Raw genomic sequence first — 21,827 nt, 5'->3', positions numbered from 1 at the left:
GGCCCTATAGCCTATGTGGTACGAAGGTTTTCTTGGCTTGTCGGCCTGGTCGCTGGTCGCCGTCACCCTGGTGATGACCCACGTGACGATCGTTGCCGTCACGGTCTACTTGCACCGCTACTCGGCCCATCGCTCCCTGGAGCTGAATGCCGGCCTGAAGCATTTCTTCCGTTTCTGGCTGTGGCTGACCACGGCGCAGAACACCCGCGAGTGGACTGCCATCCACCGCAAACACCACGCCAAATGCGAAACCGAAGACGACCCGCACAGTCCGGTCGTCAAGGGTCTGTCCACCGTCCTGCGCAAAGGCGCAGAGCTGTACCGCGAAGAAGCACAGAACCCGGAAACCCTGCGCATCTACGGCAAGAACTGCCCCGAAGACTGGATCGAGCGCAACCTTTACAGCCGCTACCGGTTGCTGGGCGTGGCGATCATGGCGGTCGTCGATCTGCTGCTGTTCGGCACCATCGGCATCACCATCTGGGCGATCCAGATGATGTGGATCCCGGTCTGGGCGGCCGGTGTGGTCAACGGCCTCGGGCATGCCGTCGGCTACCGCAACTTCGAATGCCGCGACGCGGCGACCAATCTGGTGCCATGGGGCATCCTGATCGGCGGCGAAGAACTGCACAACAACCATCACACCTACCCCAACTCGGCCAAGCTGTCGGTCAAGAAGTGGGAGTTCGACCTCGGCTGGGCGTGGATCCAGATCTTCAGCTTCCTGCGTCTGGCCAAGGTCCAGCGTGTCGCCCCGATCGCCCACCGCGTCGAAGGCAAGGGCAGTCTGGACATGGACACTGCCATGGCGATCCTCAACAACCGCTTCCAGATCATGGCCCAGTACCGCAAGCTGGTGATCGGCCCGCTGGTCAAGCAGGAACTGGCCAAGGTCGATCATTCGGTACGCCACCAGTTCCATCGGGCCAAACGTCTGCTCTCGCGGGAAACCAGCCTGTTGGAAGATCGCCACCACGCGCGCATCCAGAACATGCTCGAGCACAGCCAGGCGCTGAAGGTAATCTACGAGAAACGCCTGGCCCTGCAGCAGATCTGGGTCAAGACCAGCGCGAATGGCCACGACATGCTCGCCGCCATCAAGGAATGGGTCCACGAGGCCGAGGCCAGCGGCATCCAGTCCCTGCGTGAATTCGCCAACCAGTTGAAAACCTACTCGCTGCGCCCTGTCGCCGTCTGAGTGCCGTTGATCGGTGCGCCCGGTTCCCGGGCGCACCCTTCGGAACTTCACCCTCGATCCCCTATCTCAAAGACACTTCGCCACCCCCGGCGGGTTTTCCCGTGGCCGTTGTCGATAGATCGACACGCCCTTTGAGATTCGTGTCGATGGTCAACAACAATCAAAATCAATCATCCCCTCCCCAGTGGCCCGAGGCCGCGCAAACCCTGATGGCATTGATGCATGCCCAGGGCGAAGTCGCCCGCCTGAGCGAACGCGAGCAGCTGTTCAGCTCGCTGCTGGTCAGCGTCAATGCCGTGCTTTGGGCCTTCAACTGGGAAACCCGGCAGGTGCTTTACGTCAGCCCTGCTTACGAGCGGATCTTCGGCCGCTCCGCCGCCCTGCTGTTGGCCGACTACAACCAGTGGCGCGACAGCATCTACCCGGACGATCTGGAATACGCCGAACGCAGCCTCGCCGAAGTGCTGCACAAAGGCGCTGTGGAAGACCGCGAATACCGGATCATCGCCGCCGACGGCCAGGTACGCTGGATCAGCGACAAGTGCTTCATCAACCGTCAGGACGAACCGGGGCAACCGGTGATCATCGTCGGTATCGCCGAAGACATCACCGACAAGAAGCAAATGGAAACCGAGCTGCAACGCCTGGCCACCACTGACGTGCTGACCCAGAGCAGCAATCGCCGGCACTTTTTCGAATGCGCCCACCGGGAATTTGAACAAGCCCGCCTGCAAGGCGCGCAAATGGCGTTCCTGCTGCTGGACATCGATGACTTCAAAGTGATCAACGATACCTACGGCCACCCCGAAGGCGACAACGTGCTGCAACGGATCGCCGAATGCGGTCGTGCCTCATTACGCCGGGGCGACCTGTTCGGGCGGATTGGCGGTGAGGAGTTTGCTGCAGTTTTCCCGGGATGTGCGCCGGACATGGCCATGCAGGTGGCCGAGCGGCTGCAACGGGAAATTCAGCGGCTGAATTTCAATTACGGTGAACAAACGTTCGGCATCACCGTCAGCCAGGGCCTGACCAGCCTCACCCCGGAAGATGAAAGCCTCGACACCCTGTTCGCCCGCGCGGATGCGGCGATGTACGAGGCCAAGCGGCAGGGCAAGAACCGGATCATTTCCGCCTGAACCCGGATTTTCGACTCGACACACAACCCTGTGGGAGCGGGCTTGGTCCGGGCGGCGATCCGACGATGAGGCCAGCAGCATTCAATAAAATTATTGGCATTGCCGACGCCATCGCGGGCAAGCCCGCTCCCACTGGTTACTTGCGCATCCGCATCAGCTCCGGCAAGCCGATCTTGAGCAAGCGCGCTGTACGGCTCTTGGCCAGCTCCTCGACGCCTTCATGCTCGGTCAGACGGGCCATTTGCGCCGCCATGTTCATCACAAGCGCCTCGCGGGAGTACACCCCGCCCCCGAGCTGGTAGACCGAGGCAATCAGCTCGCGCAACTCCAGCGGCAGACGCCAGCGAGTACGCAACGCCGAACCATAGGCCGCACCGAATTCGGCCAGTGCATCGCCGACTTCCTCCAGCTCGTCCAACTCGCCGCCGGCCTGCTTCCATTCCTGCAGACAACGCAGCAACGCCAGATCGCCGAGGCGATGGAGCATGCCGGCGCAGTAGCAGCGCTCCTGATCCAGATCGAGCAGCCGCGCCAAGGTGCGGGCGTACTCGGCGGTGTGCAGTGACAGGCCCCAATAGCGCTCGGCGTAGTCGGCCAGACACGGGTCGCTCAGTCGGGCACTGCGCTTGAGTGCCAGGCCAAGAATCAGGTTCATGCTCTGCCCGGTGCCCAGTCGATGCAGCGCCTGCGCCAGAGTCTGCACTGGCGCGCCATGATGCTGAGCGGCGCTGTTGGCGGCGGCGATCAACACGGCGGTGATCTGCGGATCGGTGCGGATTTCCTCTTCCAGCAGCTTCAGGTCCAGGCCGTTGGGGTTGAGGCTGCGTTTGACCGCCACCTGCACGTCAGTCATCAGCGGTGCGCCGTCGGCCTGCTCGCGGCGACGTTCGAGGAATACCGACAGCGTCATGCCCGGCGCCAGTGCGGGTACTTCACAGAACACTTCTTCGCCGGCATTGAGCAGCAGCCCCTGCAAACGCTCGGTCAGGCTTTCCATGTTCAGGGGTTTGGCAAGATAAGCGGTCGGCGCCAGCGGCAAGGCTTCGCGCACGCTGGCGCTGTCGTTGCGGCTGCTCATCAGAATGAAGGGCAGCGGCGGATTGCGTTTGCGCTGGCGTACGCTGCGCAACACGCTCAAGCCATCGACGCCGGGCAACTCCCAGTCGACGATCGCCAGGTCATAGGGCACTTCGCTGAGCAGCGTCATTGCCTCCTGGCCATCGGCGCACAAGTCCAGCCGCGCATCGCAGCGCACATTCAGCAACACTTGTTTGAGCAGGTCACGAGACCACGGGTCGGCCTCGGCAATCAGGACTCTCGGTACAGCGGGTAAATCGACGGCCGTCATGCTCGCCCTCCCTTGCAATGCTTGAACCTTAGCCAATGCTGGCGTTTCGGTACAACCTGAAAACCGCGCAGGTGTTTCCCGGGCATGAAAAAACCCGCCGAAGCGGGTTTTTTGTCGATCCGATCACACGGTGCTACGGATTACAGCTCCGAGAAGCACTCTTCGATGATCGCCAGACCTTTGTCCAGTTGCTCGTCCGGCGAGGTCAGCGGTACCAGGACGCGCAGCACGTTGCCGTAGGTGCCGCAGGACAGCAGGATCAGGCCCTTGTCACGCGCCTTGGCCACGACAGCCGCGACGGCGGTCGGGTTTGGCTTGTGGCTGTCGCCGTTTTCGAACAGCTCGACGGCAATCATCGCGCCCAGGGCACGGACTTCACCGATCACCGGGTACTTGGCCTGGATGGCTTTCAGGCCGGTGACCAGACGCTCGCCGACAGCCTTGCAGCGGTCCAGCAGTTTTTCTTCTTCGAACACTTCCATCACGGCCAGGGCCGCGGCGCAAGCGATCGGGCTACCGGCGTAGGTGCCGCCCAGGCCGCCTGGCGCGATGGCGTCCATGTATTCGGCCTTGCCGCACACACCGGCCAGCGGGAAGCCGCCAGCGATGGATTTGGCGAAGGTGGTCAGGTCGGCAGCAACGCCCATCTGTTCCATGGCGAAGAACGTGCCGGTACGGCCAGCGCCGGTCTGCACTTCGTCAGCGATCAGCAGAATGCCGTGCTGGTCGCAAAGAGCGCGCAGGCGCTTCATGAATTCTTTCGGTGCGACGTAGAAACCACCTTCACCCTGCACAGGCTCGATGATGATCGCGGCGATGTCTTTCGGCTCTGCGTCGTTCTTGAAGATGCGTTCGATGGAAGCGATCGAGTCGTCGATGCTCACGCCGTGCAGTTCGTTCGGGTACAGCGCGCGGAAGATGCCGCCTGGCATCAGGCCCATGCCGGCCGAGTAAGGCACGACTTTACCGGTCAGGCCCAGGGTCATCATGGTGCGACCGTGGTAAGCGCCGGTGAAGGCGATCACGCCAGCGCGGCCAGTGGCGGCACGAGCGATCTTCACGGCGTTTTCAACGGCTTCGGAACCGGTGGTCACCAGCAGGGTTTTCTTGGCGAAGTCGCCCGGTACGCGAGCGTTGATTTTCTCGCACAGCTCAACGTACGGCTCATAAGCCAGAACCTGGAAGCAGGTGTGAGTCAGCTTGTTCAACTGCTCGGTCACGGCGGCGATGATTTTCGGGTGCACGTGGCCGGTGTTCAGTACAGCGATACCGCCAGCGAAGTCAATGAATTCACGCCCTTCAACGTCGGTTACGGTCGCGTTCTTCGCGGACTCGGCGAAGATCGGGTGAATCTGGCCAACACCCCGTGGAACAGCTGCGGTACGACGGGCCATCAGTTCAGCGTTAGTCTTGCTCATTACAGTCCTCATTCGCCGCTCATCGGGCGGCGTGGTTCAAGGATAAAGCGGGAGGAATCGGCGGTGGCAGCATGCGATGATCGACTGCCACGGCGTTCCCGGCCGCAGAGAAAATTCCGGTTTGAAACGACGCAAAGGGACAGCGCTCTCGTGCCCTTTGCGTTTACAGCGATCTTCTACCGAGGCTTAGATGCCCAGGCAGAGGTATTTGATTTCCAGGTAATCTTCGATGCCGTACTTGGAGCCTTCACGGCCCAGGCCCGAGGCCTTGATGCCGCCGAACGGCGCGACTTCGTTGGAGATCAGCCCGGTGTTGACGCCGACCATGCCGTATTCCAGGGCTTCAGCCACACGGAACACACGGCCCAGGTCGCGAGCGTAGAAGTACGAGGCCAGACCGAACTCGGTGTCGTTCGACATCGCGATCACGTCGGCTTCGTCTTTGAAGCGGAACAGCGGCGCCAGCGGACCGAAGGTTTCTTCCTTGGCCACGGCAGCGTCTTTCGGCACGTTGGTCAGGATGGTCGGCTCGAAGAAGTTGCCTTCCATCGGCTTGCCGCCGGCCAGAACGGTTGCGCCTTTGCTCACCGCGTCAGCGATATGCTCTTGCACCTTGGCCACGGCTTTCTCGTCGATCAGCGGACCCGTGGTGGTGCCTTCTTCCAGACCGTTGCCGATCTTCAGCTTGGCGACTGCCACTTTCAGCTTCTCGGCGAACGCGTCGTAGACCGAATCCTGAATGTACAGACGGTTGGCGCAGACGCAGGTCTGGCCGTTGTTGCGGTACTTGGAAATGATCGCGCCTTCGACGGCCTTATCCAGGTCCGCGTCGTCGAACACGATGAATGGGGCGTTGCCGCCCAGTTCCAGGGAGACTTTCTTGATGTCCTTGGCGCATTCCGACATCAGCTGACGGCCGATTTCGGTCGAGCCGGTGAAGGACAGTTTGCGCACGATCGGGTTGCTGGTCAGCTCGCTGCCGATGTCGCCGGCGCTGCCGGACACCACGCTGAACACGCCTTTAGGGATGCCGGCGCGCTGGGCCAGTTCGGCCAAGGCAAATGCAGAGAACGGGGTTTGCGAAGCAGGCTTGAGCACCATGGTGCAACCGGCGGCCAGCGCCGGACCTGCTTTACGAGTGATCATCGCCGCCGGGAAGTTCCACGGGGTGATGGCAGCGGTAACGCCGATCGGTTGCTTGATCACGATCAGGCGCTTGTCCGGCTGGTGGCCCGGAATCACGTCGCCGTAGATGCGCTTGGCTTCTTCGGCGAACCACTCGATGAACGAAGCGGCGTAAACGATTTCGCCCTTGGCTTCGGCCAGTGGCTTGCCCTGCTCGAGGGTCATCAGGCGAGCGAGGTCGTCCTGGTGCTCGATCATCAGTTCGAACCAGCGACGCAGCTTGCCTGCACGCTCCTTGGCGGTCAGTGCACGCCAGGCCGGCAACGCCTTGTCGGCGGCTTCGATGGCACGGCGGGTTTCGGCTGCGCCCATCTTCGGCACGGTGCCCAGAATCTCGCCGGTGGCCGGGTTGTTGACCTTGATCGTCTGACCGTTGTCCGCGTCGACCCATGCGCCATCGATGAAGGCTTGCTGGCGGAACAACTGGGTGTCTTTAAGCTGCATGTCGGCTTTCCTTAACAGCACCGCGCAAGGCGCGGAGCAAAATTATGATTGTAGAAAGGCGCCTCGCAAGGCTGCCGTCAGGGAAATCATTCACCGGGCTGGCACATCAATAGCGCACGACTCAAAACGCGTGCGGCTCAGCACCTGGATAAGGAGCGTTTGAAATCTCAAACGAATCCTAGGTTCAAAGGGGTTGAAGGACAATAGGGCGTTCGAAAAAAAGAACAAAAACGCCGCAATTGCGGAACATTTCAGATCAACGTACCAACAGCTCGGGTCGCAGGGAAACCATAGAACAGCCTCTCAAAAGCGCCAAGCGAGCCTTTTGCAGGACGTTACAGCTTTATGGAATGCAGTGCTTTTCAACCGACACTTGCACTGACAATCCACGCCAAAACCCGGCATGGACGCCCCGAGCCGACCTAGGTATGATGTCGCCCGCTGCACCAGTAGCTCAGCTGGATAGAGTACTGCCCTCCGAAGGCAGGGGTCGTGGGTTCGAATCCCGCCTGGTGCGCCATTGATTTAAACGAGAAAGCCCCGGACTGTGATGGTCCGGGGCTTTTTTGTGGCTGCCGACTGGCGACTCACTCCGTCGTCCAGTCAAACTCGTCATATTCATCATCGTCTTCTTCGTCCTCGATCAACTCATCATCGAGAACGCCTTCCTCCAGATCCTCTTCGGCCTGCTTGGCCAGAAGAAACTCCTTACGACTCTCCGTCACTGCCCGCCGCAGTTCCTCCCCCTTCACCGGGCAGTTGAGCATTTGGGCGATGCGGTCGATTTTTTGGGCCACGGCATCCTCCAGCGCATCGGCAATGACCCGATAGTGCGCGTTTTTGCGGGTCAATGCCAAATGGCGGATGGCTGATACGGTCAGTTCTTGCGGATTTTTTCCAGTCGCAGATCGAGATTCACGTTCGGATAGCGCTTGTGCAAGTTGTTGAACAGGCTGTCGGCCGCTTGCGACTGGCCGGACTCGCGCAGGCGCAGGACTTCACGCAGTTGCGCGTCAAGACCGTTGACCGGGGCGGCGGCGCGCTTGCTGACCTTGGCGTCGTCCGCCGTGTCGGCGCTGATCGATTCGCTCTGCATCGGTGCAGCCATTTCCGCCATTGGCGCGGGAGCCATTGCGGGTGCAGGCGCGGAAAGCGCGCCGGCGGGCGCCGACAATGATCGGGCCTCCTGACGGACCACAGGCGCGGCCGGTTTGGCAGCAGGGGCGAAATCGTATTGAGCAACGGGCTCCGGCACGCGTTGCACCAGCGACAGCATCAGCGCGATGCCGACCAGACTGGCAAAAGCCACCTGATAGCGCGGTTGCTGGCAGGCCTTGAGCCAGCGTTGCCACAGGCTCTGCCGTGGTGCCGGGGTTTCATGACGGGCGGCGTTGAGGATCAGCGCATCGAGATGCGCCGGCGGCTCGGCGTTGTGCTGTTCGCGCACGTGCTTGAGCAATTGCTCTTCGGGTGTCGGGCGGGCGTCCGTCATGTCAGTACCTCCTCGGCCAGCAGCCGACGCAGTTTTTGCTGGGCGTAGCGCAAGCGGCTCTTGACGGTATCCAGCGGTGTTCCGGTGAGGCTGGCGATTTGCGCCAGGTCGAGGTCGCCGTGGGCGCGCAGCAGGAACACTTCGCGCTGGTCGGCGGGCAAGGATTGCAGGGCGCTCTCCAGGCGCTGGCTGTCGCGGCTGAGGTTGAGCAGTTGTTCGGGATCGGAGGCGTCGTCGCTGACGGCGTGGAATTGCTCGTCGTAGCTGTCATGCAGCGGTTGTCGGGCTCCGTGCTTGCGCCAGTGGTCAATCAGGCGATTGCGGGCAATCTGGAACAACCACGTACGAAAGGTCGCCCGGCCTTGTGGCTGACTGCTACTGCGGATCAGGCTCAGCCAGGTCTCCTGGAAAACCTCGTCGGCCAGTTCCGGTTTGCCGCTCAAACCGAGCAGAAACCGGTAAAGACTCTGCCGATGGCGGGCGTACAGGATCTCGAACGCCTTGCCGTCACCCTCGCGATAACGGGCCAGCAGCGATTCGTCGCTGCTGGCCTCAAGGCTGTCGGCGGAAGCAAACAGCTGTGTGATAAAGCCTTTGAGGCGGCTCACTATTCAATCCGTCGCTCAGTGGACATTCCGTTGGAGGCAGTGGAGGTACGCAGGCTCTGCGCAAGTTCCACCAGCTGCACGAACTCGTTGCGCAGGCCGAAGCGGTCATCGCCACGGGCACCGCGGGCCAGGGCTTCGGTGTCCTTGAGGCTGAAATCGCCGGTGTAGCGACCGTCCTTGAGTTGCTGGGAAAACGCGGCGACGGCGGCAGCAAAGCGCAGGTCTTCACTGGCCGGTGCAACCTGACTGGCAATCGGCCGCTCGATCAGCAGACTTTTCCCACCCTCAGGCCTTTGATATCGCACACGCAGCATGGCCAATTCTCCTTTCTTCTCGGAAACCACTGCATCGGTTTTTCCGTAACGCAGCGGTTCCAGCCAGCCCTTCTCGCCTGTCGGGACAATTTCATACAACGCCGTCACCGTATGGCCTGCACCGATTTCACCGGCATCGACCTTGTCATTGCTGAAATCCTCACGCTTCAACGCGCGGTTCTCGTAACCGAGCAGCCGGTACTCGCTGACCTGCGCCGGGTTGAACTCGACCTGCAACTTGACGTTTTTCGCCACCACGGCGAGGGTCGAACCGAGTTGATCCACCAGCACCTTGCGCGCTTCGCGCAGGTTGTCGATGTAGGCGTAGTTGCCGTCACCGGCATCGGCCAGTTGTTCCATCAGGTGTTCATTGTAGTTATCCACACCGAAACCCAGGGTGGTCAGGGAAATCCCGGTCTTGCGTTTATCCACAGCCATTTGTTTCAGGCTATCGAAGTCGCTGATGCCGACGTTGAAGTCACCGTCGGTGGCCAACAGGATGCGGTTGATGCCTTTGGGGATGAACGCCTGCTGCGCCATCTGGTAAGCCAGTTCGATGCCTGAAGCGCCCGCAGTCGAGCCACCGGCGGTCAATTGCTCGATGGCTGTGCGAATTTTCGCCTTTTCCCGTCCGGAAGTCGGCTCCAGCACCACTCTGGATTCGCCGGCATACACCACCAGCGATACCCGATCCTGCTCGCGCAATTGATCGACCAGCAACTTCAGGGTGCTTTTGACCCGTGGCAAGCCTTCGGGGCGGTCCATCGAGCCCGATACATCCACCAGAAACACCAGATTGGCCGGGGCCAGTTCCGCCACCGCGCGGTCGGACGCCTTGATGCCGATACGCAGCAAGCGGGTGTGCGGGTTCCACGGTGAGGCAGCCAGTTCGGTCGTCACGCCGAAGGGCGAGCCATCGCTCGGCAGCGCATAATCGTAGGGAAAGTAATTGACCATCTCTTCCAGCCGCACCGCGCCCTCCGGCGGCAGGCGACCCTGGTTGAGCAGCCTCCGCACATTGGCGTAAGCGCCGGTGTCGACGTCGGCACTGAAGGTCGAGACAGGAGTTTCGGCGACGCTGTGGATCGGGTTGTCGGCCAGCTTGGCGTACTGCTCGCGCTGCTCGTCGCGATAGCCTTGTGGATAACTTTCAGCGGCCGGCAGCGGTGCAAAACTGGCGATCGGCGCTGCCCGTACACTGCGTTTGGCCATCGCGCTATCGGCCATGATCGCTTCGGACTGCACGGAGGATTTCAGCTCGGTCTGCGCCGGAGGCGGCGCGACGGTGGTTTCCGGGCTGGAAGAAACACCGCAACCGGCAACCACCAGCAACACACTGGCAGCAAGGGGGCACAGAAGCGTGGAAGGAAGGGACATGGGGGCTGACCTCGGGGATGAATTGATCCATTCATCCCCTGAGACGGGCAGCCCTGTCAGTTCGGGTTAAACCTCGCCAAAATTTTTTCAGCGGTGATAACGCCGCACCGCACTGCTGTTGCGCAACACGTGGCCTTTGATTTTTTCCATCAGCTGGGCGCGGGTCAGGCCGGCAGGCAAGGCGTCCGGAGCCAGATCCAGAGCGTAGATCTGGATGATGTAGTGGTGCGCGCTGTCGCCCACCGGTGGGCATGGGCCGATGTAGCTGGTGGTGCCTTTGCTGTTGGTGCCACCGACGCCTTCGAGGGCCGATTTGGCGCCGACGCCGGCCGGAATCTGCCGGGTCGTGGCCTTGATCCCGTAGTGAATCCAGTGATCGACGCCCGAGCCTTTCTGGCCGTCCGGATCGTGCATGACGATGGCGTAGCTCAGGGTTCCGCTGGGGCCGGCATTCCAGCTCAGGGCCGGCGACTGGTTCTTGCCGCCGCAACCGGCCGCATCGCTGGCCGCCGCCGAGGTGAACAGACGGTTATCCGACACGCCGGGAATGCTGAGGGTGAAACGCTCCTGGGCCTGCGCCGGAAACTGCACGCAAAGGGCGACGGCAACGGCCGCCAGCCAAGGGTTGAGAGAGGTCAATCGGGTCATTCCGGGAGCACCTTGTGCAGTTGGGCCTTCGTCGGCCTGCAAACTATAGCCGTACCGTTCGTGCCGTGGCAGTGGCAAATGGCTGAACCTCGCAATGCGGCCCAAACTCGTAAGAGAAATGCCTGTGAGGAGCACGACCATGACCCTGCACCGTGTCGCCCGTTTCGCCGATGTGCCTGAAGACCGTGGCCTGGAGGTAAAGATCGGCGACTGCAAGATTGTTCTGCTGCGCGTTGCCGGCCAATTGCGCGCCTTTCAGGGGCAATGCCCGCACGCCGGTGCGCCGCTGGCGGAAGGCGCGTTGTGCCACGACCGACTGATCTGCCCGTGGCACAAGGCAGCTTTTCGCGCCGAGGATGGCGCCTTGTGCGAGCCTCCGGCGCTGGACAGCCTCAAGCGCTATCCGCTGGAACTGCGCGGCGAAGAGGTGTGGGTCGATGACCAGCCGCTGCCGGATCCGCACACCCCGCCGCAGGACGATCCGCGCACCTTTGTCATCGTCGGCGCCGGTGCCGGGGGAACGGCCTGCGCTGCCGCCCTGCGGGAAAAAGGCTTCGGCGGGCGGATCGTGCTGATCGACCGCGAGCCGGACGCCGGCTACGACCGAACGGTGCTGAGCAAATTCGTGCTGTCCGGGGAAATGCCGTCGGCGGAAACCCCGCCGCTGCGCGATGAGGTCTTTTACCGCGAGCAGCACATCAACCGGGTTTCAGGCGAGGTCAGCGGGCTCGATACCGAAGCCAAGACTCTTCACCTGAGCGATGGCCGCACACTGCATTACGACGCGGCGGTGCTGGCCACCGGCGCAACGCCCAACGCGCTGGAACTACCCGGCGCCGACCTGCCCCAGGTGTTTGTCCTGCGCTCAAAAGCCCAGGCGCAATCCATCATGGACGCTGCTCAACCGGGACAGCGCGCGGTGATCATCGGTGACAGCTTCATTGCCCTTGAATGCGCTTCGGCCCTGCGCCAGCACGGTCTAGAGGTGACGGTGCTGGCGCGTCACGCAATTCCGTTCGCGGCGCAGTTCGGAGAAGCCGTCGGCAAGGCGATCCGGGCACTGCACGAAGACAACGGCGTGAAATTCATCATCGATCACGAAGCCAGGGAGATCACCGGCGACGGCAAGGTCGAGGCGGTGTTGCTCGACAATGGCCTGCGCCTGTCGGCGGATCTGGTGTTGGCGGGAATCGGCGTGCACCCGGCCACCGAAGTGTTCGGCGATCTGCCGCGCGAGAACGATCAATCACTGTTGGTCGATGCCAGCCTGCGCGTCACCGAGAGCCTGTGGGCCATTGGCGATATCGCCACCTTCCCGTTGAACGGCCAGGCGCAGCGTATCGAGCACTGGCGCCTGGCCCAGCAGCACGCGCGGATCGCCGCCGCCAACCTGCTCGGTGGCGATGAGCATTACCTCGATGTGCCGTATTTCTGGACCTGGCATTTCGGCCGTAACTACGACTACCTCGGTCACGCCGAGCGGTGGGACGAAGTCGAATTTATCGGCGAACCCGAACAGCCGCCGTTTATCGGGCTGTTCGGGAGCAAGGGCGTGGTGGTGGCGGCGATCGCCTGTGAGCAGGAGCGGGCGATGGCGCTGCTGGCCGAACGCATGAAACAACCACTGCCGATGGATGAAGCCTGGCGGCTGATTCGCGCCGTCAGGTGATCCGGTTCAACGGCTCGCGGTTGTCGTCGTCCTCGGCGCCCAGGAAGATCACCCGAGGACGCTCCAGCGGCGCCAGCGGTGGCGGCAGCTCTTGCGGCTGAGCCGGCCACAGATGCGGCACCACATGACTGACATCGCCGTCCTGATCGTTGTGGATGGTCATCACGCCCGGCCCGCGCAGCTTCTGAAAGCGGTCGTCATTCAGTTTGAAGCTGCGGCTCAGTCCCTCATCGTCGACTACCGGGGAGGGCAAGCGGCGCTGGGCGTAGCTTCGGCTCTTGCGTTGCTGATAGCGCGCCCAGCCGATCAGGATCACCGCGTTGACCACCGCCACCCACAGATAAATCTGCAAGGTGCCGAGGGCTTGGAACGCCGGGTTGTCGAGGCGTGGCCCACCTTCGTGAGTATCAATCAGCGGCCACAGACCGCGTACCAGCAGATACAGCAGGCCGATCCACGCCAGCACAGTGAAGAACGCATCGAGCAGCACCAGAAACGGTCGTTGCCGGGTCCGGATGATTTTCATTTGATAACCTCCTCTTCATCGTCCCCGAGCGGCTTGATACCCCGGTCGGGACTGACCCAGCGCGCACGTTTCTGGTGTTGGCCGAACAAGACTTTGGGGAAACTGACCAGCGTGGTCAGCAGGCTGACGAGCCAGAACGCGATCGGATACCACACCACCCAGAACATGGTCCTGCCCAGGCCCGGCTCATAACGCCGGTCGATGACGATGCTGACCGCGAACTGCACCAGGCAGACAAAGGCCAGCAGCAAACCGGTGAAGGCTGGCGGCATCAGGTGATCGACGGCAATCGCCTCAGGCATGACCACGAACTTGCCGACGGCCCAGAAGATCACCGACAACAGGAACGTGAACGCCCAGCCGGTCGACAGGCAGTATTCGAACAGCAGCGGCCACAGGTAACGGTGACGGTACTGCCAGATCCCGCGAATGTTCTTGAACAGCACCTCGGCGCCGCCCTGAGCCCAGCGCAGGCGCTGTTTCCACAGACCGCGCAGGGTTTCCGGCATCAGGATCCAGCACAGGGCACGGGGCTCGTAGAAAATGCTCCAGTGATCCAGTTGCAGCTTCCAGCTGATGTCGATGTCTTCGGTGATCATGTCCGGGCTCCAGTAGCCGACCCGGTTCAGCGCCGTACGGCGGAACGCGACGATCACCCCCGACACGGTGAAGATCCGCCCGAACACCCGCTGGGTGCGTTTGATCAGCCCGATGATCGACGAGAACTCGCCGACCTGAACCCGCCCGACCAGGGTCGAGCGCGTGCGGATCCGCGGGTTGCCGGTCACCGCACCCAGTCGTGCGTTGTCGAGCATCGGCGCGACGAGGTAAGCGGCGGTATTCGGCGCCAGCAGCGCATCACCGTCGATGCACACCAGATATTCGCTGCGCGCCGCGATGGCGCCCATGCGCAGGGCCACGGCCTTGCCCTGGTTTTCCGCCAGGTGCAGCACGCGCAGCCGCGGGTCTTCCTTGGCCAGCGCATCCAGCACTTCGGCGGTGTTGTCCCTGGAGCCGTCGTTGATCGCGATGACTTCGATGTTCGGGTAGTGCTGCGCCAGCGCCGCGTGGATGGTGTCGGCGGCGTTGTCGCCCTCGTTGTAGCAAGGGATCAGGATCGAAATCAGCGGTTCGCCTTCCAGCGGTGGCGGCAGGGTGTCGTCCTTCCACGGCCAGTGCCGTTCCCAGTGCAGCCAGAAATACAGACCACCGGAAATCCACAACCCGGACATGAACAGCGGGTAGAAGAACACGAAGTCCATCAGAAATTGCCCGGTGACCAGGAAGATCAGCCCCAGCGGAACGCCGAGGACGAGCGCCAGAACAAGCAGGGCCAGCAATCTATCCAGCATGTCATGGGTTCCATTTGTTTGAGAGCGCAGGCCGCACCGTTTTCAGGTCCGGCAGGTTCTCGAGAAAGTTGTCCGGGTAGTAGCCAAAGCTGGTGGCGCCCTGACGTTTGAGGCGGCTCATCCAGTCGGCCAGTTGCGCGCCGTCGATGTCGGCCTGGTCCTTTTTCGTCCAGTCCCGGGCCTGCAGTTCGAACACCGTGCGATCCAGCGCGCCGGGGCGCTGTTTGATCTTCGCCACCAGTTCTTCGAGCCACAGGCCGGACTGCGCATAGGTCTGTTTTTCCATGAGCGGCATGGCCATCGGCGCCGTCCAGTCGTAAGTCCCGAGGAAGTCGTCGAGGTTCTGCGCAAACCACGCTTCGCTGTGCGGATTGAGCACCGGCTCGGCGAAGATGTTGCGCGCGGTGAGCACCTGCGGGCCACGAATCGCGCGCACCTTGGCGGTGAGTTCGTTGGTGAAGTCGATCAGGTAGCGGCTCTTGAAGCGCGTCCAGCGCTGCATCGCCGCTGGATCGTCACGCAGAGCGGCGATCGAGCCCGGCAAGCCGTTGGCGACATAGGTCTTCAGCGCCTGAGGGCCGGCGTCTTCGAAGTCCGAAAGCACCGCATCATCGTGGTAGAGGACACCGTCGACCGAAGTCAGGCGTGCCACGTCTTCGTAGATCTCGCCGATGATCCGCCGCACTTCGGGATCGAACGGCGACAGGCGTTTGTATTGATCCGGGTCGACAGCGCTCGTACCCGTCTTCGGATCCCAGCGCGTCACCCGTGGCAGCTTCGAATCCAGCTCGAAACTCAGCACCGGCATCCAGGCAAAGACCTTCACGTGAGCCCGGGTGCGCAATTGCCAGGCGACACGGTCGAACAGGTCGGCGCGCATCGGCAGATGACGGTTGGGGAAGTACAGCGAATGCACCAGGCCATCGCCCTTCGGATCGGCGAAGGCTTGCAGGAACACGGTATTGGCGCCCATGTCGGCCATGCGCTGGATCAGTTTGCCGAGGTTGATTTCCTGCTGCGCCGGGTCCGGGTCGTAGACGTTGTCCAGATCCACGTGCACCACGCGCATGGTGAAATCCGATTGCACGCCGACTACGCTGTTGGCGAAGTGCTCGCCGTCAGGGTCGGAAGCCACCAGGAAACGCGGCCCGCTCATCAGGTTGTCGAGAGCATCGAGGCCGTCATCGAGGGTCAGGGCCATTTCATAGCCTTCCTCACTCACCACGGTCAGCGACGTGCCGTCCGCCGTGCCGTAAGGCCAGACCCAGACGCGCGGTTTCTTCCCGGTGTTCTTGCGGATCTTCTCCGAGATCGCCTGCACGTCGGCGCGGATCCGCGCCTGGAAATCGGCTTCGGATTCGTAGCGTTTGCTCACTGGATCGTAGCGTCGGGTCGCGGCCGCCGGCTGCAGGTTGCCTTGCGGGTTGGCGAGGATGCCTTTGTGGCTGGCGTCGGTGTGGGCGGCGATTTCCACCAGGCCCGATTGCGAGATTTCCCGCACCTGAGCCCAGGTCAGGAAGTCCGAGCGCGGACGCGGCGTGCCAGCGAAGTCCACCGGTTGGTTCAGCGGCGTATCGATCCAGGTGCCGACCGGCGCCAGCAGCGCATGCCAGTTGTAGGCGCGCAACACCGGCAGCACACGTGTGTAGAAGCTTGAGTAACCGTCGTCGAAACTGAGCAGGATCGCCTTGGGCGGCAGTTCCGGCCCGCCCTTGCGCGCGGCCATGATCTGGTCGACCGTCACCGGTTGGTAGTTGTTTTCCCGCAGCCAGGCGAGCTGTTCGAGCAGCCGCTCGGTGCGCACCGCCACCACCGCCTGATCGGGATCACGGTCTTCGACGTCGTGGTAGGCAATGCCCAGCACGTGGTTTTTCGGCCAGGGCTTTTCATTGGCTGCCACCGGTCGCTCGGACGGCGGCACGAAGGCCGGGGCTTGCTGGGCGCAGGCGCTGACCAGCAGCACTCCCAGCAGAAGGATGAAACGCGAAATCAAAGGCATCTTCAAACTCTTCTAGAAGCGGAAAGTGAGGTCGACGAGCAGACGCAGATCGGTTTCCCGGTCACCGTCGTAGGGCCGGTTGATCACGCTGAACAAACCGCCCACCTCGAACACATCGTTCCAGGCGTAGCGCTGGCCGTAACCGAGCAAGGCCATGCCGCCGGTGCCGTGGTCACGCTGGCTGTAGGTACCCGCGCCGGCCTGGAATTGCTGGCTCCAGACCGTTTCGTAGCGGTGGTACAGCACGTGATTGACGTTGAGCAGCGGCATGACGCTGAAGTCCGACTTCGGGTTGAAGTACGGCACGTCATCGGACTTGGAGTTGTGGCTGGTGCCCACTTCCAGGCCCGCATCGACTTGCAGGTTCGGCGCGCTGTAGACGCCCTCTTTGCCGGTCAGCAAGGCTTCGACGCGGTTGTTGCCGTCGCTGAAGTGCGACGGGCTGACCGCCAGCCGCCACTCGCGGCTCTCGTTGGCACGCCAGCGAATGAAACCGCTGCCGCCGTTGGCCTTGATGTCGCTGTTCAATGCCCGCAGCGGGGTCTCGGCCGAGAGGTATTCAAGGCTGCCGCCGTATTGCCAGTGATCGTCGATGTCGCGGGCAATCGCCAGGCGAGCGCCCTGCTTGTCGCCGAAACCATAGGAATGGTTCGACACCTCGGCTTCAAGGGTCATGTCGCGGGTACGACGCTCCAGACCGACACGCTGGAAACGGTGGTGGCCGGTGCCTTCGGCGAAATCGCCAGTGGCGTATCCGGCTCCGGCGAACACTCGCCAGTCCTCATCGATCGGCGGGCTGTAAAGGGTGGTCTGGATGCCGAAATCGCGGCTGCCGGAGACCGCACCGGCATCGCCACCGCTGCCACCGTTGGCCTTGCCGCCATAGGCCTCGACGCGCAGCTCGGACATGTGGTGCACTTCGCGCTCGCGGGCCAGACGCTGGACCTGACGGTTGTCGGGGAAGCGCGCCACCACATCATCGGTCAGCGCATCCATTTGCCGCCATTCCTGCAAGTCCATCGCGGTACGGGCCTGCGCCACTTCCAGGCCCATGTCGCGCGGTGCGGTGCTCTCGGTTTCCTTGAGCTGGCTTTCCGCGCGGCGCGGCCAGTTGCGGGCCAGGTACAGATCGGCCTGGGCCAGGCGCAGGCCGATGTTGCCCGGTGCCTGATCCACCAGAGTCTGCAAGCGCTCTTCGCCGTGAGGCAGGTCGGAGCCATAGGTGCCGGCCTGTGCCGCCAGTTGCTGGGCGTCCATCCATTCGTCGTTGGGGTTGCCGATCGGCAAGCCCTTGAGTTCGACACGCGGCTTCTGCGCCTTGGCCTGATCTTCGGCGACCTTGCGTGCCTCTTCGGCACGGTCGCTTTCCAGCAGCGAGTAATACAGCGCCGTGGTGTCTTCGAGTCGGTCGCCGACATCGGCGTCCGGTGCCGCCAGTACCTGACGGTAAAGATCGGTGGCAATTTCCGGCTGGCGCTGATCCAGATAGGACGCCGCCACCCAGCGCTGGGCGTAGGTCGGGATCTTTACGCCTTCACCTTGCAGCTTCTGGTATTCGCTTATCACTTCGGCGGTACGCGCCCGGGCCTTGAGTGCGCCCATGCGGTCGATGCGCCAGCGGGTCACGTCGTCGTGGGCGCTGGCGTCCGGGGTCCAGGTGGCGAGCAACTGGTCGTAGTCGGCCAGGGCGCGGTCGGCGATCACGTAGCGTTCTTTTTCACTGCGGGTGGCCAGTTCGGCGAGTCGCACGCGTTCGGCGGCCAGATCGCCTTCCAGACGCCGCAAGGTGACGGGATCGATCAACCCCGGACGCTGTCTGGCAAGACGCAGCGCCGGCTCCGGCAGACGCGCCTTTTGCAGGGCGACCACGTATTCGCGGGCCACTTCCGGTTTGTTGCCGGCGCGAATAAAGGCCTGGTCGTATTCGAACAGCGCGTCGTAGGGCTTGCCGGCGCGATTCAGGGCGTAGCCCAGCGCCAGTCGGCGGGAAGGGTCATCGGGTTTGGCGGCGACCAGGGAGCGGGCGCGGATCACCCCTTCGTCGGGCTTGCTGGAGTCGGCCTGGGTCAGCGCCAGACCGAGTTGCAGGTCGGCGTTGTCCGGCTCCAGCGCCAGAGCCTTGTTGTAGACCTGGATCGCCTGATCCCAGCGCTTGAGGTTGCGATAGGCCCGGGCGGTGGCGGTCAGCGCCTGAACGGGTAGCACCCGGTTGCGGCCCTGAGCTTCGTAGACCTGAACCACTTCGGCGTCGAGCCCCGCCCAACCGGCGATTTGCAGGTGATCGCTGACCTGCCCGGTGGTGGCCTGGGCCGCAGGCACCTGACGCAGCACCGTCAAAGCAGGGGTGTAATGCCCGGCCCGGGCGTCGAGCACCATTTGATCGTAGGCTGTGTCGCCGAACGCGAGCACGGGCCAGAGCAACTGGCTGCACAACGCGACTCGAAACAATGGGCGTAAACCACGATGTAATACAGGACCATCAATACGCGGCATTCGTCAGCATCCTTACATGGCCAGCCGGGTAGCAGTGCCCCCTTTGCCAAATTCGTAACGAAGGCCAGATCGACTCACCTGGCCAAGCTATCCAAGCAGTCTTGCACGCATGTGCAGATCAATATTCAGAACACAATAATTGTTCAGATTCGTGACGATGACGGGCCCCGGCTAACCGTTCAGCCGGATGCCAGGCAGCAAAACGCCCGGCGTCTGCGGGTGCAGAGGCCGGGCGTTTCGGTGAAGCGCGGGGCGTTTACTGAGGCTGTTCGATACTGCCGAACTTGCTCATCAGGAAGCCCACGAACTGCTCGACGGTCATCTTCTGGCCGTTGAATTCCACCTGATTGGCGGCGTAATGCAGCTTGGTGACAACGTTGGTGCCATCCAGGGTCGCCAGCTGCGAACCGACGGCCATGCCGGCGAACATGTCGGCACCCGCGCTGGCCTGGTCAACGATGGCCTTGGCATCGGTCTGACCATCGATTTGCGCCTGCACACTGAGCAGATCGACCAGCATCGGCTTGGACACCAGCACATTGATGTCCAGCAGCGCGATCAACTGTTTGCCCAATTGATCCGGTGGCAGGTCCATCGACGCAGGTTTGGTCAGGTCGAGCACCAGATTCGCCCTGCTTTCGCCGTTGGCGGTTTTCAGCGACAAGTCTTCCAGCGCCAATTGCGGCCCGGCCGCCAGCAGTTTCTGCAGGTCGGCCTTGACCTGGGTGGACTCGGCCTCGGTCAGGTTCAGCTCCGGTGCCGGCTGGCCGGCGGCGGCAGCTTCGGCGGCGGCTTTCTCGTAAGGCTGCAGCTTGGTCTGGTAGATCTGCATCAGCGACATGGCCGACGGAATGTCGAGGTTTTTCAGGCTCATGGCCAGATTGGCCGATCCGATCTTCTTGTCGTTGAGGGTCACTTCAGCGACCTTGTAGTCGGCACGGCCGGAGGCGTTGCTGCCGTTCTCTTCGGTACGGTTCTTCATTTCGAAGTTCTTCACACCCAGCACCGACTGCTTGGCGCCGAAGGTGGTCTTGCTGCTGGTCAGTTCCAGGGTGTTTTCGCCGGTGTAGTAGCCGTAAGTGCTCTTGGCGAGATTGCTGGCCAGGGTCAGGCCATTGAGTTCGATCTGCACCGGCGTCTGGTCTTCGGCGACCGTGGTCAGGTGCAGGCTGTCCATGTAGCCGTCGGCCTTGACCTTCTGGGCCTGGGCGCTGGCGGAAATGTCCATGTTCAGGCCGGAAAACTTCAGCTTCGACTTGTCATCCAGCGCAGTTTCCAGTGGCAGCAGTTCGAGGTTGCCGGTGGTGGACTGGTCGTAGCCGATGTTGACCACGCCTTTGAGCGGCGCGGCGCCCTTGGTGGCGGCAAACCATTTTTCGGTGATCGGGGTCTTTTCCAGCTCGAAGTGACTGGTGGCCATGACCGGCAGCCATTTCAGCGACACCAGACGCGAGAACGGCAGCGGGCCGTGTTCGATGTGGTCGACGAACAGCAGCTCGACCGGTGCTTCGCCGAACATTTCACCCTCGCCCTTTAGGCGATAGTGCGCGGTGCTGCTGAAGGTGTTGCGCTCCAGCGACACCAGCTCCAGCGATGCACTGCCGTTGGAGCCGGCCATGGCGGTCTGCAACTCGCTGTTGGCATTGGCGACGGCATTGTTCAGCACGCCTTCGATTTTGGTGCCGGTGTACCAGGCCCCGCCTACGCTGATGGCGCCAATGGCCACAACAATTCCGAGAAGCACGCCTGCTGATTTATTCATGAATGACCTGATCGATTTCCGTGGCTGAAAGTGTGGTCGTCTTCCCTGAACCCGTGACCGGGCCGTGGCGCGACTCCGCTGAATTTAGCGGTGGAGATTAGCACTGGCAGTGCAACGCGGCCCAATGTTTAAAGGTTAAAGAGTGTCGACATGACATGGACAAACAAAAAGATCGCCGGGTTCGGCGATCTTTTCGGGCTCAGGAGTATTGAACCTCGATCTCGTCCAGCTGATGGTCGAAGCTTTTCAGCCGTGCGGTCCAGGTGTACACCAGCACTTCGAAATCCCGGTCGATCACCGCCCCGCCCGGCCCGTCGCTGCGCGGGTCGCAGAAGTCCAGTTGATAACGCTCGCGGGCCATGGCGGTGGCGACGTCCGAGAGTTCACGGGCGTTGTTGAGCCAGTGCCAGCCGTCGCCGGCGACTTGCCGGTCGAGGGCCAGACATTGTTTTTTCAGGGCTTCGAGGCTTTTTTCCAGCGGCGTGCCGGTGAGCTCGCCCATGACTTCGGCGAAGGTACGCCCCGGCTGCCAGTAGCCGCCCCAGAAGTAGCGGTCGAATACGGTTTCGACTTTGCGCAGCGCAACTTTGGTGTCCCAGATCAGCAGCAGTGTCTTGCTTTGCTCGAGCTGACGTTTCTTGAGTCGTTGGGTCTGCACCAGGGCCGACGCCACGACCACGATCGCCATGACCGCGATCAACGCCACGGTGCTGTCGAGGAAGACCATTGCCTTGTCAATCTGATGAGCCAGCATGATGCCGTAGAAATAGGTGGCCGACAGCAGCACCAGGGCTACCAGGGCGCACCAGAAGCCAAGAGCGTAAGGGTTTTTCATTATTGGTTTCCCCTAGACCTGCG

Annotated in this window: 17 protein-coding genes and 1 tRNA gene; 4 read left to right on the top strand and 14 right to left on the bottom strand. The window is 62.3% G+C overall.

What is annotated here, in order from left to right; all coding sequences use genetic code 11:
• Nucleotides 1–13: 13 nt before the first annotated feature.
• Nucleotides 14–1,198 (top strand): delta-9 fatty acid desaturase DesA, encoded by a 1,185-nt coding sequence (desA, locus tag ACTJK7_RS07325; RefSeq protein WP_108559029.1) that lies wholly within the window; start codon nucleotides 14–16, stop codon nucleotides 1,196–1,198.
• Between the two features lie 146 nt (nucleotides 1,199–1,344).
• Entirely contained in the window at nucleotides 1,345–2,334 is a 990-nt protein-coding gene (locus ACTJK7_RS07320) for a GGDEF domain-containing protein (RefSeq protein ID WP_440780460.1), read from the top strand.
• A 136-nt stretch (nucleotides 2,335–2,470) separates the two neighbouring features.
• On the opposite strand, the gene ACTJK7_RS07315 is transcribed toward ACTJK7_RS07320, so the two are convergent.
• The 3 genes from ACTJK7_RS07315 to gabD all read right to left on the bottom strand — a co-directional run bounded on the left by ACTJK7_RS07315 (nucleotide 2,471) and on the right by gabD (nucleotide 6,729).
• Entirely contained in the window at nucleotides 2,471–3,682 is a 1,212-nt protein-coding gene (locus tag ACTJK7_RS07315; protein ID WP_011331900.1) for a response regulator, read from the bottom strand.
• Nucleotides 3,683–3,822: 140 nt separating this feature from the next.
• Nucleotides 3,823–5,100 carry a 4-aminobutyrate--2-oxoglutarate transaminase gene (gabT, locus tag ACTJK7_RS07310; protein ID WP_007957613.1) on the bottom strand — a complete coding sequence of 426 codons (1,278 nt, stop codon included), beginning with the start codon at nucleotides 5,098–5,100 and terminating at the stop codon, nucleotides 3,823–3,825.
• Between the two features lie 186 nt (nucleotides 5,101–5,286).
• Entirely contained in the window at nucleotides 5,287–6,729 is a 1,443-nt protein-coding gene (gene gabD / locus ACTJK7_RS07305) for an NADP-dependent succinate-semialdehyde dehydrogenase (RefSeq protein WP_064382691.1), read from the bottom strand.
• 443 nt (nucleotides 6,730–7,172) lie between these two features.
• Between gabD and ACTJK7_RS07300 the strand changes: the two genes are divergently transcribed.
• A tRNA-Arg gene (locus tag ACTJK7_RS07300) sits at nucleotides 7,173–7,249 on the top strand.
• 67 nt (nucleotides 7,250–7,316) lie between these two features.
• Here the strand turns inward: ACTJK7_RS07300 and ACTJK7_RS07295 are convergent.
• The 5 genes from ACTJK7_RS07295 to ACTJK7_RS07275 all read right to left on the bottom strand — a co-directional run bounded on the left by ACTJK7_RS07295 (nucleotide 7,317) and on the right by ACTJK7_RS07275 (nucleotide 11,168).
• The gene (locus ACTJK7_RS07295) at nucleotides 7,317–7,586 is read right to left on the bottom strand and encodes a hypothetical protein (protein ID WP_223290656.1); all 270 of its coding nucleotides are present in this window, start codon (nucleotides 7,584–7,586) and stop codon (nucleotides 7,317–7,319) included.
• 20 nt (nucleotides 7,587–7,606) lie between these two features.
• Complete coding sequence (locus ACTJK7_RS07290; RefSeq protein WP_064382690.1) at nucleotides 7,607–8,221, bottom strand: hypothetical protein; 615 nt, start codon at nucleotides 8,219–8,221, stop codon at nucleotides 7,607–7,609.
• Nucleotides 8,218–8,799 carry an RNA polymerase sigma factor gene (locus tag ACTJK7_RS07285; RefSeq protein ID WP_223290703.1) on the bottom strand — a complete coding sequence of 194 codons (582 nt, stop codon included), beginning with the start codon at nucleotides 8,797–8,799 and terminating at the stop codon, nucleotides 8,218–8,220. Before ACTJK7_RS07285 ends, ACTJK7_RS07290 begins: the two co-directional genes overlap by 4 nt.
• 29 nt (nucleotides 8,800–8,828) lie before the next feature.
• Nucleotides 8,829–10,520, bottom strand: a complete 1,692-nt coding sequence (locus tag ACTJK7_RS07280) for a vWA domain-containing protein (protein WP_440780458.1) — start codon at nucleotides 10,518–10,520, stop codon at nucleotides 8,829–8,831.
• 87 nt (nucleotides 10,521–10,607) lie between these two features.
• Entirely contained in the window at nucleotides 10,608–11,168 is a 561-nt protein-coding gene (locus ACTJK7_RS07275) for a YbhB/YbcL family Raf kinase inhibitor-like protein (protein ID WP_102687455.1), read from the bottom strand.
• 139 nt (nucleotides 11,169–11,307) lie between these two features.
• On the opposite strand from ACTJK7_RS07275, the gene ACTJK7_RS07270 reads away from it, so the two are divergent.
• Nucleotides 11,308–12,837, top strand: a complete 1,530-nt coding sequence (locus tag ACTJK7_RS07270) for an FAD-dependent oxidoreductase (RefSeq protein ID WP_440780456.1) — start codon at nucleotides 11,308–11,310, stop codon at nucleotides 12,835–12,837.
• On the opposite strand, the gene pgaD is transcribed toward ACTJK7_RS07270, so the two are convergent.
• The 6 genes from pgaD to ACTJK7_RS07240 all read right to left on the bottom strand — a co-directional run bounded on the left by pgaD (nucleotide 12,830) and on the right by ACTJK7_RS07240 (nucleotide 21,804).
• A complete protein-coding gene (pgaD, locus tag ACTJK7_RS07265; RefSeq protein WP_440780454.1) occupies nucleotides 12,830–13,363 on the bottom strand; it encodes a poly-beta-1,6-N-acetyl-D-glucosamine biosynthesis protein PgaD in 534 nt (177 codons plus the stop codon). The two genes, ACTJK7_RS07270 and pgaD, sit on opposite strands and share 8 nt — an antisense overlap.
• Nucleotides 13,360–14,715 carry a poly-beta-1,6-N-acetyl-D-glucosamine synthase gene (gene pgaC, locus ACTJK7_RS07260; protein ID WP_197870248.1) on the bottom strand — a complete coding sequence of 452 codons (1,356 nt, stop codon included), beginning with the start codon at nucleotides 14,713–14,715 and terminating at the stop codon, nucleotides 13,360–13,362. Before pgaC ends, pgaD begins: the two co-directional genes overlap by 4 nt.
• Nucleotide 14,716: 1 nt before the next feature.
• Nucleotides 14,717–16,714, bottom strand: a complete 1,998-nt coding sequence (gene pgaB / locus ACTJK7_RS07255; protein WP_323150570.1) for a poly-beta-1,6-N-acetyl-D-glucosamine N-deacetylase PgaB — start codon at nucleotides 16,712–16,714, stop codon at nucleotides 14,717–14,719.
• Nucleotides 16,715–16,726: 12 nt separating this feature from the next.
• Nucleotides 16,727–19,207 (bottom strand): poly-beta-1,6 N-acetyl-D-glucosamine export porin PgaA, encoded by a 2,481-nt coding sequence (gene pgaA, locus ACTJK7_RS07250; RefSeq protein ID WP_440780453.1) that lies wholly within the window; start codon nucleotides 19,205–19,207, stop codon nucleotides 16,727–16,729.
• Between the two features lie 256 nt (nucleotides 19,208–19,463).
• Nucleotides 19,464–20,969 carry a YdgA family protein gene (locus ACTJK7_RS07245; RefSeq protein ID WP_440780452.1) on the bottom strand — a complete coding sequence of 502 codons (1,506 nt, stop codon included), beginning with the start codon at nucleotides 20,967–20,969 and terminating at the stop codon, nucleotides 19,464–19,466.
• A gap of 199 nt (nucleotides 20,970–21,168) precedes the next feature.
• Nucleotides 21,169–21,804, bottom strand: coding sequence for a hypothetical protein (locus tag ACTJK7_RS07240; RefSeq protein ID WP_011331886.1), 636 nt, complete (start codon nucleotides 21,802–21,804; stop codon nucleotides 21,169–21,171).
• Nucleotides 21,805–21,827 lie beyond the last annotated feature (23 nt).

Origin of the sequence: Pseudomonas sp. 22085 (assembly GCF_052045815.1) — a bacterium.
Taxonomy (GTDB): Bacteria; Pseudomonadota; Gammaproteobacteria; order Pseudomonadales; family Pseudomonadaceae; genus Aquipseudomonas; species Aquipseudomonas glycinae.
The sequence above is the reverse complement of the archived record's forward strand: the minus strand, read 5'-3'. Positions and strand labels throughout refer to the sequence as shown.

Coding starts and splice junctions, on each gene's coding strand:
- pgaA (WP_440780453.1), bottom strand. CDS start 19,207: ATGCCGCGTATTGATGGTCCTGTATTACATCGTGGTTTACGCCCATTG.
- ACTJK7_RS07245 (WP_440780452.1), bottom strand. CDS start 20,969: ATGAATAAATCAGCAGGCGTGCTTCTCGGAATTGTTGTGGCCATTGGC.
- gabT (WP_007957613.1), bottom strand. CDS start 5,100: ATGAGCAAGACTAACGCTGAACTGATGGCCCGTCGTACCGCAGCTGTT.
- gabD (WP_064382691.1), bottom strand. CDS start 6,729: ATGCAGCTTAAAGACACCCAGTTGTTCCGCCAGCAAGCCTTCATCGAT.
- pgaB (WP_323150570.1), bottom strand. CDS start 16,714: ATGCCTTTGATTTCGCGTTTCATCCTTCTGCTGGGAGTGCTGCTGGTC.
- desA (WP_108559029.1), top strand. CDS start 14: ATGTGGTACGAAGGTTTTCTTGGCTTGTCGGCCTGGTCGCTGGTCGCC.
- ACTJK7_RS07270 (WP_440780456.1), top strand. CDS start 11,308: ATGACCCTGCACCGTGTCGCCCGTTTCGCCGATGTGCCTGAAGACCGT.
- ACTJK7_RS07320 (WP_440780460.1), top strand. CDS start 1,345: ATGGTCAACAACAATCAAAATCAATCATCCCCTCCCCAGTGGCCCGAG.
- ACTJK7_RS07290 (WP_064382690.1), bottom strand. CDS start 8,221: ATGACGGACGCCCGCCCGACACCCGAAGAGCAATTGCTCAAGCACGTG.
- ACTJK7_RS07315 (WP_011331900.1), bottom strand. CDS start 3,682: ATGACGGCCGTCGATTTACCCGCTGTACCGAGAGTCCTGATTGCCGAG.
- ACTJK7_RS07280 (WP_440780458.1), bottom strand. CDS start 10,520: ATGTCCCTTCCTTCCACGCTTCTGTGCCCCCTTGCTGCCAGTGTGTTG.
- ACTJK7_RS07240 (WP_011331886.1), bottom strand. CDS start 21,804: ATGAAAAACCCTTACGCTCTTGGCTTCTGGTGCGCCCTGGTAGCCCTG.
- pgaD (WP_440780454.1), bottom strand. CDS start 13,363: ATGAAAATCATCCGGACCCGGCAACGACCGTTTCTGGTGCTGCTCGAT.
- ACTJK7_RS07275 (WP_102687455.1), bottom strand. CDS start 11,168: ATGACCCGATTGACCTCTCTCAACCCTTGGCTGGCGGCCGTTGCCGTC.
- pgaC (WP_197870248.1), bottom strand. CDS start 14,715: ATGCTGGATAGATTGCTGGCCCTGCTTGTTCTGGCGCTCGTCCTCGGC.